This is a genomic window from Gordonia caeni (genome assembly GCF_039537105.1).
Taxonomy (GTDB): Bacteria; Actinomycetota; Actinomycetes; order Mycobacteriales; family Mycobacteriaceae; genus Gordonia; species Gordonia caeni.
Map to the genome: position 1 here is coordinate 59803 of NZ_BAAAZW010000001.1, position 14914 is coordinate 74716.

At 69.4% G+C, this 14914-nt stretch carries 17 protein-coding genes and 1 tRNA gene; 6 read left to right on the forward strand and 12 right to left on the reverse strand.

Annotation, left to right across the window (positions count from 1 at the left end):
• Positions 1 to 135: 135 nt before the first annotated feature.
• The 4 genes from ABD732_RS00285 to ABD732_RS00300 form a co-directional block, all read right to left on the reverse strand.
• Positions 136 to 555, reverse strand: a complete 420-nt coding sequence (locus ABD732_RS00285; RefSeq protein ID WP_344779403.1) for a nuclear transport factor 2 family protein — start codon at positions 553 to 555, stop codon at positions 136 to 138.
• Positions 552 to 929, reverse strand: coding sequence for a DUF5997 family protein (locus tag ABD732_RS00290; RefSeq protein ID WP_344780320.1), 378 nt, complete (start codon positions 927 to 929; stop codon positions 552 to 554). The genes ABD732_RS00285 and ABD732_RS00290 overlap by 4 nt, the downstream gene beginning before the upstream one ends.
• A 97-nt stretch (positions 930 to 1026) precedes the next feature.
• Positions 1027 to 2247 (reverse strand): AI-2E family transporter, encoded by a 1221-nt coding sequence (locus tag ABD732_RS00295; protein ID WP_344779405.1) that lies wholly within the window; start codon positions 2245 to 2247, stop codon positions 1027 to 1029.
• Positions 2248 to 2345: 98 nt separating this feature from the next.
• Positions 2346 to 3431 (reverse strand): HtaA domain-containing protein, encoded by a 1086-nt coding sequence (locus ABD732_RS00300; protein ID WP_344779407.1) that lies wholly within the window; start codon positions 3429 to 3431, stop codon positions 2346 to 2348.
• A gap of 132 nt (positions 3432 to 3563) precedes the next feature.
• Between ABD732_RS00300 and ABD732_RS00305 the strand changes: the two genes are divergently transcribed.
• Complete coding sequence (locus ABD732_RS00305) at positions 3564 to 3959, forward strand: VOC family protein (protein ID WP_344779409.1); 396 nt, start codon at positions 3564 to 3566, stop codon at positions 3957 to 3959.
• Positions 3932 to 4720 (forward strand): helix-turn-helix domain-containing protein, encoded by a 789-nt coding sequence (locus tag ABD732_RS00310; RefSeq protein WP_344779411.1) that lies wholly within the window; start codon positions 3932 to 3934, stop codon positions 4718 to 4720. Before ABD732_RS00305 ends, ABD732_RS00310 begins: the two co-directional genes overlap by 28 nt.
• Before the next feature lie 6 nt (positions 4721 to 4726).
• Here the strand turns inward: ABD732_RS00310 and ABD732_RS00315 are convergent, their stop codons facing one another.
• Both ABD732_RS00315 and ABD732_RS00320 read right to left on the reverse strand, forming a co-directional pair.
• Positions 4727 to 5785: a DNA polymerase domain-containing protein gene (locus ABD732_RS00315; protein ID WP_344779413.1), complete on the reverse strand. Its 1059-nt coding sequence runs from the start codon at positions 5783 to 5785 to the stop codon at positions 4727 to 4729.
• A 1-nt stretch (position 5786) separates the two neighbouring features.
• Positions 5787 to 6839, reverse strand: a complete 1053-nt coding sequence (locus ABD732_RS00320) for an ATP-dependent DNA ligase (protein WP_344779415.1) — start codon at positions 6837 to 6839, stop codon at positions 5787 to 5789.
• A gap of 74 nt (positions 6840 to 6913) precedes the next feature.
• Between ABD732_RS00320 and ABD732_RS00325 the strand changes: the two genes are divergently transcribed.
• Positions 6914 to 7930: a TIGR03617 family F420-dependent LLM class oxidoreductase gene (locus ABD732_RS00325; RefSeq protein WP_344779417.1), complete on the forward strand. Its 1017-nt coding sequence runs from the start codon at positions 6914 to 6916 to the stop codon at positions 7928 to 7930.
• Entirely contained in the window at positions 7927 to 8901 is a 975-nt protein-coding gene (gluQRS, locus tag ABD732_RS00330) for a tRNA glutamyl-Q(34) synthetase GluQRS (protein WP_344779419.1), read from the forward strand. The genes ABD732_RS00325 and gluQRS overlap by 4 nt, the downstream gene beginning before the upstream one ends.
• Before the next feature lie 62 nt (positions 8902 to 8963).
• Here gluQRS and tgt read toward each other — a convergent pair whose 3' ends face one another.
• On the reverse strand, positions 8964 to 10202 hold the full coding sequence (tgt, locus tag ABD732_RS00335) for a tRNA guanosine(34) transglycosylase Tgt (protein ID WP_344779421.1): 1239 nt from the start codon (positions 10200 to 10202) through the stop codon (positions 8964 to 8966).
• 29 nt (positions 10203 to 10231) lie between these two features.
• Between tgt and ABD732_RS00340 the strand changes: the two genes are divergently transcribed.
• Positions 10232 to 10699 (forward strand): hypothetical protein, encoded by a 468-nt coding sequence (locus ABD732_RS00340; RefSeq protein WP_344779423.1) that lies wholly within the window; start codon positions 10232 to 10234, stop codon positions 10697 to 10699.
• Between the two features lie 19 nt (positions 10700 to 10718).
• Here the strand turns inward: ABD732_RS00340 and ABD732_RS00345 are convergent, their stop codons facing one another.
• Complete coding sequence (locus ABD732_RS00345; protein WP_344779425.1) at positions 10719 to 12035, reverse strand: UDP-N-acetylmuramoyl-tripeptide--D-alanyl-D-alanine ligase; 1317 nt, start codon at positions 12033 to 12035, stop codon at positions 10719 to 10721.
• A gap of 38 nt (positions 12036 to 12073) precedes the next feature.
• On the opposite strand from ABD732_RS00345, the gene ABD732_RS00350 reads away from it, so the two are divergent.
• Positions 12074 to 13147, forward strand: coding sequence for a D-alanine--D-alanine ligase family protein (locus ABD732_RS00350; protein WP_344779427.1), 1074 nt, complete (start codon positions 12074 to 12076; stop codon positions 13145 to 13147).
• A gap of 259 nt (positions 13148 to 13406) precedes the next feature.
• Here the strand turns inward: ABD732_RS00350 and ABD732_RS00355 are convergent.
• From ABD732_RS00355 to ABD732_RS00370, 4 genes are all read right to left on the reverse strand, one after another.
• Positions 13407 to 13494 (reverse strand) — tRNA-Ser (locus ABD732_RS00355).
• A 56-nt stretch (positions 13495 to 13550) separates the two neighbouring features.
• A complete protein-coding gene (locus ABD732_RS00360) occupies positions 13551 to 13820 on the reverse strand; it encodes a hypothetical protein (protein WP_344779429.1) in 270 nt (89 codons plus the stop codon).
• A gap of 60 nt (positions 13821 to 13880) precedes the next feature.
• Entirely contained in the window at positions 13881 to 14351 is a 471-nt protein-coding gene (locus ABD732_RS00365; protein ID WP_344779431.1) for a nucleoside deaminase, read from the reverse strand.
• Positions 14352 to 14355: 4 nt separating this feature from the next.
• On the reverse strand, positions 14356 to 14877 hold the full coding sequence (locus ABD732_RS00370) for a tRNA adenosine deaminase-associated protein (protein WP_344779433.1): 522 nt from the start codon (positions 14875 to 14877) through the stop codon (positions 14356 to 14358).
• Positions 14878 to 14914: the final 37 nt, after the last annotated feature.

Below are 14914 nucleotides of genomic sequence, written 5' to 3' on the forward strand. Positions count from 1 at the left end.
CCCCGTCTGAGGTACGAAGACGGGGGCCACAGCCATATCTGCAGCAGAGTGATTCGAGGAGGAGGCCGAGGGACGAGGCCGACGGAGTCCCCTATCCTCCGCCACAGCGCCACAGCCCTGATACGCCACTCGACATCAGATGATCTGGTCGAACGCCTTCTCCTCGACCCGGCGGGTGATCCGCCAGCCGTCCGCGGTGCGGATGAACTCGTCGACGTACCAGATCCCGCAGTACATGACCTGTTTCGGCTCCTCGGACAGGACCATCGGGTTGAAGCACATGGTTCGTCCGGTCGCCGCGTCGCCGTCGATCTTCAGATCGAAGTTGCCGAGCAGGTGGGCATATGCGGGGAACCGCGGCAGGATGTCGGCCAGCCACGCCTTCACCTCGGGGAAGTTCCCGTGCGTGCCACCGGAGGCGCGGTAGTCGATGTAGGCGTCGGGGGTGAACAGGCGCTCGAGGTCGTCGAAGCGGCGCGAATCGATCGCCGTCGAGTAGTCGACCATCAGCTGCTGGATCTCGAAGCGGTCCGAGATCTCCTGCAGCTGCATCATCGCCGCGGGTCCTCGTTCGCACGACGACGGTCTGCCCGCAACGACCGGGCCCGGCGTTCCTCGCGAAGCACCTCGACGTGCAGTTCCCGTTCCGCGGCGAGCCAGTCGGGCATCTCGGCGAGAAGCGCGTTGATCTGCTCGGTGGTCAGCGGCTCGGTGACGTCGCCGCGCACGAGCCCGGACTTGGAGATGCCGAGCTTGCCCGCGACGAGGTTCTTGGGGTGCGGACCGTTCGCGCGCAGGTCGCGCAGCCACTGAGGTGGATCCGCCTCCAGCGCCGCGAGTTCGGAGCGGCTGATGGTGCCCTCCCGGAACTCGGCCGGGGTCGCCGGCAGGTACACGTCCAGCTTCTTGGCGGCAGTGGCGGGTTTCATCGACTGCGAACTCATGAGGTCAGCGTATCCGGGCCGAGAGCCCCCGAAATTCGTGACAGCGGATTCGGGACAGCGAATGCTGGAAGAACGCGAAGGACTACGTGGAGACCGGAGCGGTGTCGTCAGATTCGTCGCCCCCGGTGTCCGCGTCCCCGCCGGCCTCGCCCCGCTGGAACTTTCGCCTGAGCCACTTGGTGAACCTGCTGTCCTCGTGGACGGGCGGCGCCTGGCCGGGCCGCCAGCTGAAGGCGGTCACCAGGAAGGCGACCAGCGGGACGGCGAGGAGGCCGCCGACGATGCCGGCCACCATCAGACCCAGCGCGATGGCCAGGATCACGACAACCGGATGCAGTTTCACGGAGTATCCGAGCAGGAAGGGCTGCAGCACGTGGCCCTCGACGGCCATCACCAGAACCAGGATGCCCAGCACGATGAGCGCGTTGACCCAGCCCTGCGTGGCCAGCGCCACGAACACCGCGAGGCTGCCTGCGACGAACGATCCGACGATCGGGATGAACGATCCGAGGAAGATGATCGCCACCAGCGGCAGCACCATCGGCACGCCGAGCAGCGCCAGGCCGACGCCGATGCAGATGGCGTCGATCGCGGCGACGACGACGGTCGCGCGCACGTACGACTCCAGCGTCCCGAAGCCGGCCGCGCCGGCGCCGCGGAACCGCTCGCGCGACCCGGCGGGCACGGCCAGAGTGGCGGTGTCCCACATCTTGCGGCCGTCGTACAGGAAGAAGATCAGCAGGAAGACCGTCAGGAGGATGCCGGTGCCCACTCGGCTGCCGAAGGCCGCGGTACCCAGTGCACTGCTGGCGAGCTTGCCCTCGTGGGCCTTCACCCAGTCAGTGAGTTCGCTGGTCGCCGCGCGAAGCATGTCCGCGTCCAGGTGCAGCGGACCGGTGGCGAGCCAGTGCCGCACGTCGTCCACCGTGTGCAGGAACTCCGAGACCAGCTGGGGGCCTCCGGATATCGCCTGCTGGACGACGAACGAGATGACCCCCAGCAGGACCAGGATCGTGATGAAGATGGCGAGCAGCACGGCTACTATCCGCGGCACGCCCTTCCGGCAGGCCCACTCGACGGGCTGCAGCAGGAAGGCGCTGAGCAGGATCGCCACCGCGAACGGGAACAGGACGTCCTCGAAGCGTTTGAAGAGCCACCCCACGACGACGATGCCGGCACCGATCACCAGCAGCCGCCACGTCCAGGCGGCCGCCACCCGGACACCGGCGGGCACTCGCGCGTCGTCGGCCTCGCGCAGGGTCGGCGGACGGGGCGCGTCCTGGGGTTCGGGCTCGGAGGTCACGGACCGAGCTTATCCACCTGGGCAGACGAAACCGCCCCGGCTCGCAGGTGCGAACCGGGGCGGCGGCGTATTCGGGCTCAGATCCGAGCGCGATCCGCTCAGAACAGGACGCTGACCGGCGATGCCGAGCCCTGCGACAGCGCACCCAGCAGCGGCGGGGTGACGCCGGGCCGGAAGGCGGCCGGGATCCCGGTGACGTCGGCGTCCTGGGCCAGCCGCGCCAGCTGGGCGCGGGTGAGCGTCAGGTCGGCGACGTCCACGCGGCGCAGGACGTCGGTGCCGTTCTGGTCGGTGGTCGAGGTCTTCATGCTGAGCACGGCCTTGGTGCCGTTGACGCGGATGATCGGGTCGACCATCGCGATCTCGTACAGGTGGAACCGCGTGTAGGCGACGACGGCGCCCGAGTAGCGCAGCTCGCCCTTCCCGTTCTGCACCGTGTTCGAGGTCAGCTCGTACGACAGCTTGCCGTTCTTGTCGACGGCGGCGCCGTCCTTGCCGACCACTGCGCCCTGCGCCGACCCGGCGAAGGTGGAGTAGAAGTTCGGCGAGTAACTCCACACCAGGTTCTTCGGCGCCGGCTTCGGGGTGTTGGGACCGTCGGCGGTGGAGTAGTTGAGCGGGACGAACAGCTCCTGCGAGGCGTTCACCGCGTCGGCGGCGCCGAAGGTGTAGATGCCCCACCGGCCGTTGGCGGGCACATCCTTCGGGGTGGTCAGCTTGACCTTCGCGGTGAAGGTGCCGTCCCGGTGCAGCGGCACCGAGCCCACGCGGACGGTGCGGCGCATGGCGAAGGGGGTGTCAGGCACCTGGTTCAGCGCGGCATCGGAGATGGCCCACTTGGTCTGCGCGCGGTCGGTGGGACGGGACGACTCCGGCGCCCCCTTCGACGGGCGCCAGTTCGGCTCGAAGGGCCCGAAGGTGATGAACGTTCCGTGCGGGACGCCCGGCGGCACCGGCACGGGCAGCCCGTCGGTGTTGGCGTTCGGGTCGAAGCCGCGGCCCTTGACCACCACGGTGTCACCGGGGTGGAACTGCGTCTGACCGGCCGGTGTCACACCGTCCGACAGGAACACCTCGATGGCGGGCTGGTACGGCGCGGCCTGCGCGGGCGCCGCGAACACGGCGCCGGAGACGGCGGTGCACAACGCGAGGAGAGCGATAAAAATGAACCGGGCTGACTTCATTAGCTGAGCCTAACCGATCCACTATCGTGCCCGGTAAGGACCTTGGTCCCGAAAACTCCGCACCGACAGACGCTCCGCTGCGGTGCCGAAAAGTTCAATACGTCCGCCACCGGGGCGGCGCAGACTCGAGACATGAACACGAACACCGACACAGCACTCGATCACAACGTCTGGCCCGGCCTCGCCTACCGGGATGCGCTCGCGCAGCGCGACTGGCTCACCCGCCTCGGCTTCGTGCCGGGGATCCTCGTCGAAGGCGACGGCGACGGGGAGGTCCACCACTCGGAGATGCGCTGGCCCGAGGGCGGGCGCGTCATGATCCACTCGGCGGCGCCCGGCAAGCCGTCGGCGACCGGGGTGGGGAACGTCTACGTGGTCGTCACCGATCCGGACGCTGTCCACCGCCTGGCCGTCGAACTCGGCGCCCCTCTGGTGCGTGAGCTCCGCGACGAGGACTATGGATCCCGAGGGTTCTCCGTGGCCGATCCGGAGGGGAACACATGGAGCTTCGGGACGTACGCCGGCTGAACGGTACGACGATCACGCCGTACCGCATCCTCGGCGCGACCCCGGGCACCCACCTGGGGCTGCCGTCGCCCACGACGACCCTGGTGATCGACCTCGGGACCGGTCTGGTTCTGAGCACCCGCGAGAGCGAGCCGCGAACGTTCCGGGTCTCTGTCGGAGGGATGCACCTGGCGCCGGTGACGGTCCATCACGACGGCACCCAGGTCGGCGTGTTCCTCTCCCTGTCGCCCGGCGCGGTCCGCGCGCTCTTCGGCGTGCGACCGGGGGACGTCTGCGCGCAGAACTTCGAGCTGGCCGACATGGCCCCGCGGCTGGCGCGCCGGTTGTACGACGAACTCGGTGCCGTGGCGCCGGACCGCCGCGGCGACGTGTGCGCACGGGTGATCGACGAGCGCCTGGGTGCGGCCGGCACGCCGCCCGCCGACCCCGATGCGCAGCGGGCGTGGCAGTTGCTCGGCGCGGCTCGCGGGCGGCTCACCGTCTCCCGGCTGGTCGAGCTGTCGGGATGGTCGGCCCGCAAGCTGACCGCGCTGTTCACCGCCGAGTACGGGGTGGGTCCGAAACAGGCTGCACGACTGTTCCGGTTCGACCATGCGCGCCGCCGCCTGGACGCCGGTGAGCCGATCGCCGAGATCGCCACCGCCTGCGGATACTCCGATCAAGCGCACCTCACGCGGGAGTTCACCGCGTTCACCGGCCTTCCGCCGCGCAGCCTCCTGACGGCCAGGGCCAACGAATTCGCCGGTGCGGCAGCACCTTAGGCCGGTTCAGTCGATCCGGTTGCCCTCTTCGTCCCAGTGCTCGGCCACCTTCTTGCTGGGCTGCACGCGGGGCGGCTCTCCCGGCATCTTCGGGTAGCTCGGCGGGTACGGCATGTCGCCGAGACCGGCCTCGTCGTCACGCTGCACCATCTCCAGCAGCGCCTCGATCCCGCTGCGATGCGTCTCCATGCCGGCCCACGGGTCGCCGCGCTCGGCGAGCAGACCGGGCACCGTGGCCATCGTGAAATCGTCGGGCCGGGCGGTGTCGAGTTCGTCCCAGGTGAGCGGCATGGAGACGCGGGCGTTGGGGCTCTTGCGCACCGAGTACGCCGAGGCCATGCTGCGGTCGCGGGCGTTCTGGTTGAAGTCGATGAAGATCCGATCGCCGCGCTCCTCTTTCCACCACGAACTCGTGACCTGTTCGGGCGCACGACGTTCCAGCTCCCGGGTCAGCGCGATCACCGCGCGGCGGGTGGCGATGAAGTCCCACTGCGGTTCGATCGGCAGGTAGACGTGGATGCCGCGGCTGCCCGAGGTCTTCGGATAGCCGGTCAGACCGAGCTCGTCCAGGAGCGGATGCAGTAGATCGAGGGCGACTCGCCGCGCATCGTCGAAGTCGGTGTCCCCGAACGGATCCAGATCCAGCCGCAGTTGATCCGGATGATCGTTGTCCGGCGCCAGGGTGGGCCAGGTGTGGAAGGTGACCGTACCCAGATTGGCTGCCCACACCGCGTCGGCCGGGATGTGCGGACAGAACGCGTTTCCGGTCCGCTTGGACGGGAACACCACGCGCGTGGACTGCACGTGCTCGGGGTGATATTTGGTCAGGTGCTTCTGATAGATCTGCTCGCCGTCGACGCCGTCCGGGAATCGCTGCAGGTAGGTCGGGCGGTCGCCGATCGATTCCATCAGCGCCCCCTGCAGCGCCACCGCGCGGTAGTACTCGACCAGGTCGCGCTTGCGTCCCCCGTTCTCACCGAGTTCGGGGAAGTAGATCTTGTCGGGGTTGCTCAGCTTCACCTCGACGCCGTCGACGTCGAGCATCTCCGGGGGCGGTTTGGCCATCTCAGGTTCCTTCCAGGACGTCGTAGACGTCGTAGGTGAGCGGGACTTCCAGCTGGTCGTAGGTGCACGACTCCGGGTCCCGGTCCGGCCGCCAGCGCAGGAACTTCACCGTGTGCCGGAAACGCTGGTTCTCCATCTGGTCGTAGGCCACTTCGGCCACCAGTTCCCGGCGGATCGGGATCCACTCCCCCGTCGCCGACGACCGCCAGCGATTCACCTCGCCCGGCGCGACCTGATCGGGACCGAGCCGCAACTGTTCGAACTGCTGTTGCAGCTCAACACGTCTGGTGTCGGAGAAGGCGCTCGATCCGCCGACCATGCGAACCTCGCCGTCGTCGCCGTACAGGCCGAGGAGCATCGAACCGAGCCCGGTCCCGCTCTTGTGCACGCGGTATCCGAGGACCACGCAGTCGGCGGTGCGCTTGTGCTTGATCTTCAGCATCTCCCGCTTGCCCGGGACATAGGCTCCGGCGAGCCGCTTGGCGACGACGCCGTCGAGGCCGGCGCCCTCGAATGCGGTGAACCAGTCCTGGGCCTGCTGAGCGTCGTGCGTGACCCGGCTGATCAGCAGCCGTGCCCCCGGGCTGCCGACGGGGATCGCCTCGAGCAGGGCTGCGCGGCGGACGGAGAAGGGCTCGCCGGTCAGGTCCCGGTCGCCCAGTGCGAGCGCGTCGAAGCCGATGAAGGCCGCGGGGGTCTCCTCGGCCAGCTTGGCGATCCGGGAGGCGGCGGGGTGGATGCGCTGGGACAGCGAGTCCCAGTCGAGGCGCTGCACACCGCCGATCTCGCGGGGAACGCAGACCTCGCCGTCGACCACGGCCTTGTCCGGGAGTTCCGTACGCGCGGCCTCGACGATCTCCGGGAAGTAGCGGGCGAGGTCTTTGCCGCCGCGCGAGACGATCTCGACATCGTCGCCGTCGCGGAAGACGATCGCCCGGAATCCGTCCCACTTCGGCTCGTACGACCACTCCGGTTCACCGTCCGGCTGCGCGGGCACCGCGGTCACCGCTTTCGCGAGCATCGGCTGGACGGGAGGGGTCACCGGCAGGTCCATGCGTCCACGCTACTCGGCAGGCGGGCCGGGAGAGGGCCGTCGGCGCCAGGCGGATTCCGATACTCTGCACCTCGATGAAGGTCCATCTGCAACTCGACGGTTCGCTGCCCCGGGCGGCCGATCACGCGGGCGAGCTCGCCGCTCTCGGCGCCGACGGTGCGTTCACGTTCGAAGGGCCGCACGACGTCTTTCTGCCCCTCGTCTCGGCGGCCGGCTCCACGTCGCTGGAGCTGATGACCAATGTCGCGATCGCCGGTCCACGCAGCCCGATTCACCTCGCGCACGCGGCCTACGACCTGCAGGCCTACAGCGAGGGGCGCTTCCGGCTCGGTCTGGGCACCCAGATCAAAGCTCACATCGAGAAGCGGTACGGCGCAACGTGGCATCCGCCGGCCGAGTTCCTCGGCGAGACCGTCCGGGCCGTGCAGGCCGTCTTCGCGGCGTGGGAGGGGAGGCAGCCGCTGGCGTTCCGCGGGCAGTTCCACACCCACACGCTGATGCCGCCGAACTTCAGTCCCGGCCCCAATCCGTTCGGGCCGCCGCCGGTGCTGATGGGTGCCCTCGGGCCGATCATGACGCGGACCGCCGCCGAGGTCGCCGACGGGCTGCTCGTGATGCCGTTCAACACCGTCCGGCATTTCACCGACCGCACCCTGCCCGCCGTCGCCGAAGGGCTGCGGCGATCGGGCCGCACCGCGGCGGAGTTCCCGATCATCCCGCAGGCGATGGTGGCGGTCGGGCGCGACGATCAGGAGCTGCGCGCGGCCGTCGACGGCGTCGCCTTCCTCATCGCCTTCTACGGGTCGACGCCGGCGTACCGCCCGGTGCTCGACGCCGAAGGCTGGGGCGAGGTCCACCCCGAGCTGAACCGCTTGTCCAAGAACGGTGACTTCGTCGCGATGCGTGCACTGATCACCGACGAGATGGTCGAGCGGATCGGTGTCGTCGGTTCTCCCACCGAATGCGCCGCGGAGATCGTCCGGCGGTTCGGCGCACACGCCGACGAGGTCTGCTGCTACTTCCCTGCTTACCAGCCCGCGCCCGAAGCCGTGTCCGGGCTCCTCGGGGCCCTGCACGCCGGCCCCCGATGAGCGCCGGCCGGTTCGCCCCGTCGCCGTCGGGCGACCTGCACATCGGCAACCTGCGCACCGCGGTCCTCGCCTGGCTCTTCGCCCGGCGCACCGGCCGCGACTATCTGATCCGGATGGAAGATCTGGACCGCGTCCGGCCCGGCTCGGCCGAACGACAACTCGCCGATCTCGCGGCGCTCGGCCTGGATTGGTCCGAACCCGTCGTCCACCAATCGACCCGCCTGCCTGCCTATGCCGCCGTCGTCGACGACCTCGTCGCCGCAGGCGAGACCTTCGAGTGCTTCTGCACGCGGCGGGAGATCCAGGAGGCGCCGAGCGCCCCGCACGCCCCGCCGGGCGCCTATCCGGGCACCTGCCGCGATCTCACCGCGGCTCAGCGGACCGAACGACGACGAGAGCGGCCCGCCGCGATCCGGTTGCGCGCCGCGGCGTCGTCGTTCGCCGTGCACGACGTTCTGCACGGCGAATACACCGGTGACGTCGACGACTTCGTGCTGCTGCGCGGCGACGGCACCCCCGCCTACAACCTCGCCGTGGTGGTCGACGACGCCGTTTCCGGCATCGACCAGGTGGTCCGCGGCGACGATCTGCTGTCGTCGTCGCCGCGTCAGGCGTATCTGGCCACTCGTCTCGGATACCCGGTTCCCGAGTACGCGCACGTCCCGATGGTGCTGAGCCCTTCGACGGGCTCAGGGGGCGGGTCGAAGGGCTCGGGGGGCGGGTCGAAGGGCTCGGGGGGCGGGTCGAAGGTCTCGGGGGGCGGGCCGATTCGCCTCTCCAAACGCGACGGCGCGATCACCCTGGAACAACTGGCTCAGCGGGGTGTCGACGCGGGTGCGGTGCTGAGCATGATCGCCGAGTCGCTGGATCTGGCCGTGCCCGGCGAGACGGTGTCCACCGCGGTCCTGCTCGACCGTTTCGAGCCCGCAGCCCTACCCCGCGGGCCGTGGATCTTCGTCGCACCGGAGTGATCGGGCCGCCGGCGGCGAGAGTGTCGAACTAGAACCGCCAGGCGATCGTAGTTCGACACGATTCACTTGGCGCCGGCGTAGTAGCGGGCCATGAACGCGTTCCGGTACTCGAAATAGTCGCCCTCTTCGATGGCGCGACGAGCCCGGTCGACCAGGGTCACGGTGAACGACAGATTGTGCAGCGTCGCCAGCGTGGCGGCGAGACCTTCCTTGGCCCGGAACAGGTGGTGCAGATAGGCGCGGGTGTACTGCGTCGAGTAGTTGTCCAGCTCGGCGTCGAGGGGCCCGAAGTCGTTGCGGTACTTGGCATTGGTGATGTTGTAGCGGCCGTCGAACGAGTAGATGGCGCCGTTGCGGGCCACCCGCGTGGGCGAGACGCAGTCGAAGGTGTCGGCACCGTTCTCGATCGCGGTGAAGATGTCGTCGGGTTCGCTGATTCCGAGGAGATGCCGCGGGGCGTCGTCGGGGAGCTCGTCGGTCACCCAGCCGACGATGGTCCCCAGGTTGGCCTTCTCCAGGGCGCCGCCGATGCCGTAGCCACCGAATCCCTTGCCCCCGTTCTCCCGGTCGATCCGGCTGAGCTCCACCAGATCTCGCGTCGCTTTGCGGCGCAGGTCCTCGTACTGCGCCCCCTGCACCACGCCCCACAACGCCTGCTGCGGCCGGTGCGATCGCTCGGCCGAGAGCCGATTGTGTTCGGCGAGGCACCGGATGGCCCACTGCCGGGTGCGCTCCAGCGACTCCTCTTGGTAGCCACGGGTGTTCATCAGCGTGGTCAGCTCGTCGAAGGCGAAGATGATGTCCGCGCCGAGCTGATGCTGGATCTGCATGGACACCTCGGGGGTGAACCGGTGCCGTGAGCCGTCCAGGTGCGATTTGAAGGTCACGCCGTCGTCATCGACGTTGGCCAGACGTTCCTTACCGGGGGCGATCGCGGAATCGTCCTGGGCTCCCTCGACGTCCATGGAGATGACCTTTTTGAATCCCACGCCCAGGCTCATCACCTGGAAGCCGCCGCTGTCGGTGTAGGTGGGGCCGGGCCAGTTCATGAACGCCCCCAGGCCGCCGGCGGCATCGATGATCTCCGGGCCGGGCTGCAGGTACAGGTGGTAGGCGTTGGCGAGCACGGCTTGCGCGCCCAGTGCCGCCACCGATTCGGGCAGCACGGTCTTCACCGTCGCTTTGGTCCCGACCGGGACGAATGCGGGCGTCGCGATCTCGCCGTGCGGGGTGGTGATGGTGCCGGTCCGGCCCGCGGTCCCGGGCAGAGAGGTGCGCGCGACGAAATCAGTGGTGGTCACTCGCGCGATTCTCCCATAGCGTGACACCCATGACCTCGACAAGCTCGACCAAGCCGATTCGACCGACCAAGCTCGTCGCCGCCGCCCTCTTCGCCTGTCTGGTGGGGCTCACCGCCACTGCCTGCGGCGATGCGCAGGAAGCCCCGGACGCCACCTCCGCCGGGGCCACCCCGCCCTCGGACCGGAGCGTCCCGGTGATCGGCGGGCCGAGCCCGGCCAGCACCGCCCCCGACTCCGGCGACGACACCAGTTCCACCGCCAAGGACGACGACGAGTGCGGCGTCACCGGCGGTCCCGACGGCGCGCTGCACGTGCGCCTGATCTCCGGGGACGTCACCTGCGAGACGGCCATGTCGATCGCCAAGGAGTACAGCCCGCTGATCGCCACCGGTCAGCCGCAGACGGTGTCCGGCTGGAGCTGCAGCCCGTCGGAAGTTCCCGGCGAACTGTCCCGCTGCACCCGCAACAACCAGATCTTCGCCTTCACCGTCACCTAGGGGCACAGCCCCCGGTCGGTCAGCTCAGCGCCTGGGCGACCCGCTCGAGGGCGGCCACCCGGCTGCCCTTGACCAGGACCGCGTCGCCCTCGGCGAGTTCACCCAGGGCTTCGACCGCGCCGTCGACGCCGTCGACGTGGGTGACACCGTCGCCGTAGGCCCGCTCGTCGACGGCGATCACGGTGATGCCGAGTTCGTTCGCGCGTTCGGCGACGCCGCGGTGCGCGGCCGGCCCCTCCACACCGAGCTCGGCCATGGTGCCGAGCACCGCGAACCGCCGGCGGGCCTGCAGCCGTGCGAGCGAGTCCAGCGCCGCGGCCATCGACGTCGGGTTGGCGTTGTACGCGTCGTTGATCACGGTGACGCCGCCGTCGGTGGTGCTCAGCTCCATCCGCAGGCCGGACAGGCGGGCGCCGGCCAATCCCGCCGCGATCGCGTCCACCGGAACACCCAGTCCCCCACCGGCTGCGGCCGCCGCGAGCGCGTTGGGCACCTGATGTTCGCCGCGGGCGCCGAGCGCCACGCGGGCGGTGCCCCACGGAGTCAGCAGGTCGAAGCTCGCGCGCAGCTGGTCGTCGAGCTCGATGTTCTCCGCGCGCACGTGTGCTTCCGGTGCCAGCCCGTAGGTGAGCACCTGCGCCCGGGTGCGGGTGTCCATGGCGGCGACCACGGCGTGGTCGGCGTTGAGCACCGCCAGCCCGTCGGGCGGCAGGGACTCCACCAGTTCACCCTTGGCCCGGGCGACGTCCTCGAGCGTCCCGAACATCTCCAGGTGCACCCCCTCCACCCGGGTGAGGACACCCACGGTGGGCGAGGCGATCTCGCAGAGCAGCTGGATGTGCCCGACGCCGCGGGCACCCATCTCGAGCACCACGGCTTCGGTGTCGTCGGGGGCGCCGAGGAGGGTCAGCGGCAGTCCCAGCTCGTTGTTGAACGACTTCTCGCTCGCCGCCGTGGCGAACGTGGTCTCCAGGACCCCGGCCAGCAGGTCCTTGGTGGAGGTCTTACCCACCGAACCGGTCACGCCGACCACGCGGTCGGGCAGGCGGCGGCGCGCCTCGCGGCCCAGATCGGCCAGCGCGAAGGCGGTGTCGGCCACCTCGATCGCGGTCGCGCCGACGGTCGGGTCGGGTGCCCGGTCGGTCAGGTAGGCGACGGCACCGGCTTCCACGGCGGCGGCGATGTAGTCGTGGCCGTCGCGGGCGGCGACGATCGGGACGAACAGCTGTCCGGGACGGGCCGCACGCGAATCGATACCGGCGGAATCGACCTGGACATCGGGGCCGTGGAGCGTGCCGCCGGTGGCCGCGGCGATCTGACTTGCGAGAAGGTGCACGCGCTGAACGCTACCCGCCGCCACGTATCGTGACATCCATGAGTTCTCCCCTCCTGCGGCTGGTGGTCCTCTACGGCGGCGTCTCCGCCGAGCACGATGTCTCGCGGGTGACCGCGGCCCACGTGCTCACCGCCGCCGACCGCAGCGCGTACACCCTGGTTCCGGTCGGCATCGCCAAGGACGGCACCTGGCATCTGAACGAGTTCGCCGCCGCGGCTCTGGCGGCCGGTGACGACCTGGGCAACAGTCTGGACGTGCAGGGCCCCGTGGTGAACCCGGTGGACGTGATCACCGGGACCGGCGAGGTCGAGACCGTGGTCCTGCCTCTGCTGCACGGCCCGCACGGCGAGGACGGCACCATCCAGGGGATGCTGGAGCTGTTCAAGATTCCGTATGTGGGCTGCGGCGTCCTGTCGTCGGCGCTGTGCATGGACAAGGGCATGGCCAAGGAGATCGCCGCCCGCGCCGGGATCCCGCAGTGCCGGTGGATCACTCTCCGCGAGGGCGTGGACGATCCGCGCGCGGCCGCCGCCCGCGCGATCGACGAACTCGGCCTGCCGGTCTTCGTGAAGCCGGCCAACATGGGCTCATCGGTGGGCGTCTCCCGCGCCGACAGCGCCGAGGAACTCGACCGGGCGATCGACGGGGCGCTGCGGTACGACGACGTCGTCGTGATCGAAGAGGCGGTGGTCGGCCGCGAGATCGAGGTCGGCGTGCTGGGCAACGCGGCCCCGGAGACCACCGTCCCCGGCGAGATCCGGCCGGGCAGCGACTTCTACGACTACGAGGACAAGTACGTCACCGGCAACGCCCGACTGGTGATCCCCGCGGAGCTGCCCGACGAGGCTGCGGCTCAGGCGCGCGAACTCGCCGCCCGCGTCTTCACCGCGCTCCGCTGCACCGGGATGGCGCGGGTCGACTTCTTCTACGAGGCGGACGGCCGTGGCTGGCTGCTGAACGAGGTCAACACGATTCCCGGGTTCACCCCGGCGTCGATGTACCCGAAGATGTGGGAGGCCACCGGCGTCGCCTACCCCGACCTGATCGACCGGCTGGTGGAACTGGCGCGCGCCGTGCATCGTCGCCGCACCGGCTTCTCCATCGAGCACTGACCGCCGCCGCATTCTTCGTGTAACGGACACGCGCGACCTCGCGATAGTGAGTTAGGTCACATCGATGCCCGCCTGACGCGAGGAGTCCGGCCATGGAAACGTTCAACCATCTCTCCAACGCCCTGGCGCAGTACCTGATGGGTGCTCCCGAGCACGTCTGGATGGGCTTCCTGATCGAAGCCGGCCGGTCCATCGGCCTGCCGCTGTAGGCCCGGAATTGGCTAAGGCCCCCACCCGCGTACGCGGGTGGGGGCCTCTGCGGTGGCGGAGGGATTTGAACCCTCGGTACGGGGTCACCGTACACAGCATTTCGAGTGCTGCACCTTCGGCCGCTCGGACACGCCACCGCGGAAAACTGTACCCGAGCACCGCTCCGGGGATGAAATCCCCAGGTCGCGACCGTTTACTGGCCGCTCAGCTTGTCCTTGAGCTCGCCGGCCTTCTCGGTCGCGGTGTTGATCGCGTCCTGCACCTGCTCGTTGGCGAGCAGTTCGCTGAGCTTGTCCTGCGCCGTGTTGACCGCGCCCTGGACCTGCTCGTTGGCCGCCAGGTCGTTCAGCTTGCCCTTGGCCGTCTCGATGATCGAGTTGACCTGCTCGGAGTCGGCCAGACCGGTGACCTTCTCGCGCGCGGTGTCGATGATCTCGTTGATCTTGTCCATCGGATCGGACATGACATTTCCCCTTCGTCGGTGATCGCGGCGCACACGAGCGCTGCTCACCCCAATTTATCGTCAGTCCCCGACAGAGCGCCGACCAGCGAAGAATTCCGAGACCAAGGTCGCACATTCGTCGGCCAGCACACCTCCGCGCACTTCCGGACGGTGCAACTGCCGGCGGTCGCGCAGCAGGTCCCACTGCGAGCCGACGGCCCCGGTCTTGGGTTCCCACGCCCCGAAGACCACTGACGAGATCCGCGCCAGGCCGATCGCGCCGGCGCACATCGCACACGGCTCGACGGTCACCGCGAGGGTGCAGCCCTGAAGCCGCCAGCCGTCTCCGTGTACGAGGGCGGCGGCGCGCAGGGCGAGGATCTCGGCGTGCGCGGTCGGGTCGCCGTCGGCCTCGCGACGGTTGGCCGCCCGTGCCAGTTCCCGGCCGTCCGGCCCGAAGACCACCGCGCCGATCGGGACGTCGCCGTCGGGCGCGACGCGCGCGGCGTCCATCGCAGCCCGGATCTGCGCTTCGGCGGCGTCGTACTCCACGGCCTCAGTGTCCGAGGTCGTCGAGCACCCGCGTCAGCTCGTCGGCGAAACCCAGGCGGGCGGCGATCATCCCGAGCTGCTCGTCGGCGTAGAGGTCGGTGTCGCCGACGATGATGCTCATGACGCCGTCCGGCAGCCCCAGATCGGCGAGGACCGCCAGATCCCCTTCCTCCCACGGATCGACGGAGTCGACGTCATCGGGATCCAGGTCGGGCACGTCCACGTTCAGGCGGTCGAGGACGTCTTCGGCGATGTCGTAATCGATCGCCGCGGTCGCATCCGACAGCAGCAGCTGAGAGCCACTCGGCGAGGGGCGCACGACGACGAAGAACTCGTCGTCGACGTCCAGGAGACCGAAGACGGCGCCGGCCGCGCGCAGCTCGAGTAACTGGGATTCGGCGTCTTCGAGACTGTCGAGCGCACTGGCGTCGAGGGCGCTGACCGCCCAGCCGCTGTCCTCGCGGACCACCGCCACCGCGTAGCCCTCGATTTCGGAATCGGAAGCATGCGTCTCGGCGGTAACCATGCTGGTCACGGTAGCCGGTTTTGCACACTCCCCCAAG

What these genes read in the sequence shown, in the direction of transcription:
- ABD732_RS00285 (WP_344779403.1), bottom strand. Translation starts at nt 555, where the DNA reads ATGATGCAGCTGCAGGAGATCTCGGACCGCTTCGAGATCCAGCAGCTG.
- ABD732_RS00290 (WP_344780320.1), bottom strand. Translation starts at nt 929, where the DNA reads ATGAAACCCGCCACTGCCGCCAAGAAGCTGGACGTGTACCTGCCGGCG.
- ABD732_RS00320 (WP_344779415.1), bottom strand. Translation starts at nt 6,839, where the DNA reads ATGGACCTGCCGGTGACCCCTCCCGTCCAGCCGATGCTCGCGAAAGCG.
- ABD732_RS00370 (WP_344779433.1), bottom strand. Translation starts at nt 14,877, where the DNA reads ATGGTTACCGCCGAGACGCATGCTTCCGATTCCGAAATCGAGGGCTAC.
- ABD732_RS00360 (WP_344779429.1), bottom strand. Translation starts at nt 13,820, where the DNA reads ATGTCCGATCCGATGGACAAGATCAACGAGATCATCGACACCGCGCGC.
- ABD732_RS00325 (WP_344779417.1), top strand. Translation starts at nt 6,914, where the DNA reads ATGAAGGTCCATCTGCAACTCGACGGTTCGCTGCCCCGGGCGGCCGAT.
- ABD732_RS00350 (WP_344779427.1), top strand. Translation starts at nt 12,074, where the DNA reads ATGAGTTCTCCCCTCCTGCGGCTGGTGGTCCTCTACGGCGGCGTCTCC.
- ABD732_RS00310 (WP_344779411.1), top strand. Translation starts at nt 3,932, where the DNA reads ATGGAGCTTCGGGACGTACGCCGGCTGAACGGTACGACGATCACGCCG.
- gluQRS (WP_344779419.1), top strand. Translation starts at nt 7,927, where the DNA reads ATGAGCGCCGGCCGGTTCGCCCCGTCGCCGTCGGGCGACCTGCACATC.
- ABD732_RS00315 (WP_344779413.1), bottom strand. Translation starts at nt 5,785, where the DNA reads ATGGCCAAACCGCCCCCGGAGATGCTCGACGTCGACGGCGTCGAGGTG.
- ABD732_RS00340 (WP_344779423.1), top strand. Translation starts at nt 10,232, where the DNA reads ATGACCTCGACAAGCTCGACCAAGCCGATTCGACCGACCAAGCTCGTC.
- ABD732_RS00300 (WP_344779407.1), bottom strand. Translation starts at nt 3,431, where the DNA reads ATGAAGTCAGCCCGGTTCATTTTTATCGCTCTCCTCGCGTTGTGCACC.
- ABD732_RS00305 (WP_344779409.1), top strand. Translation starts at nt 3,564, where the DNA reads ATGAACACGAACACCGACACAGCACTCGATCACAACGTCTGGCCCGGC.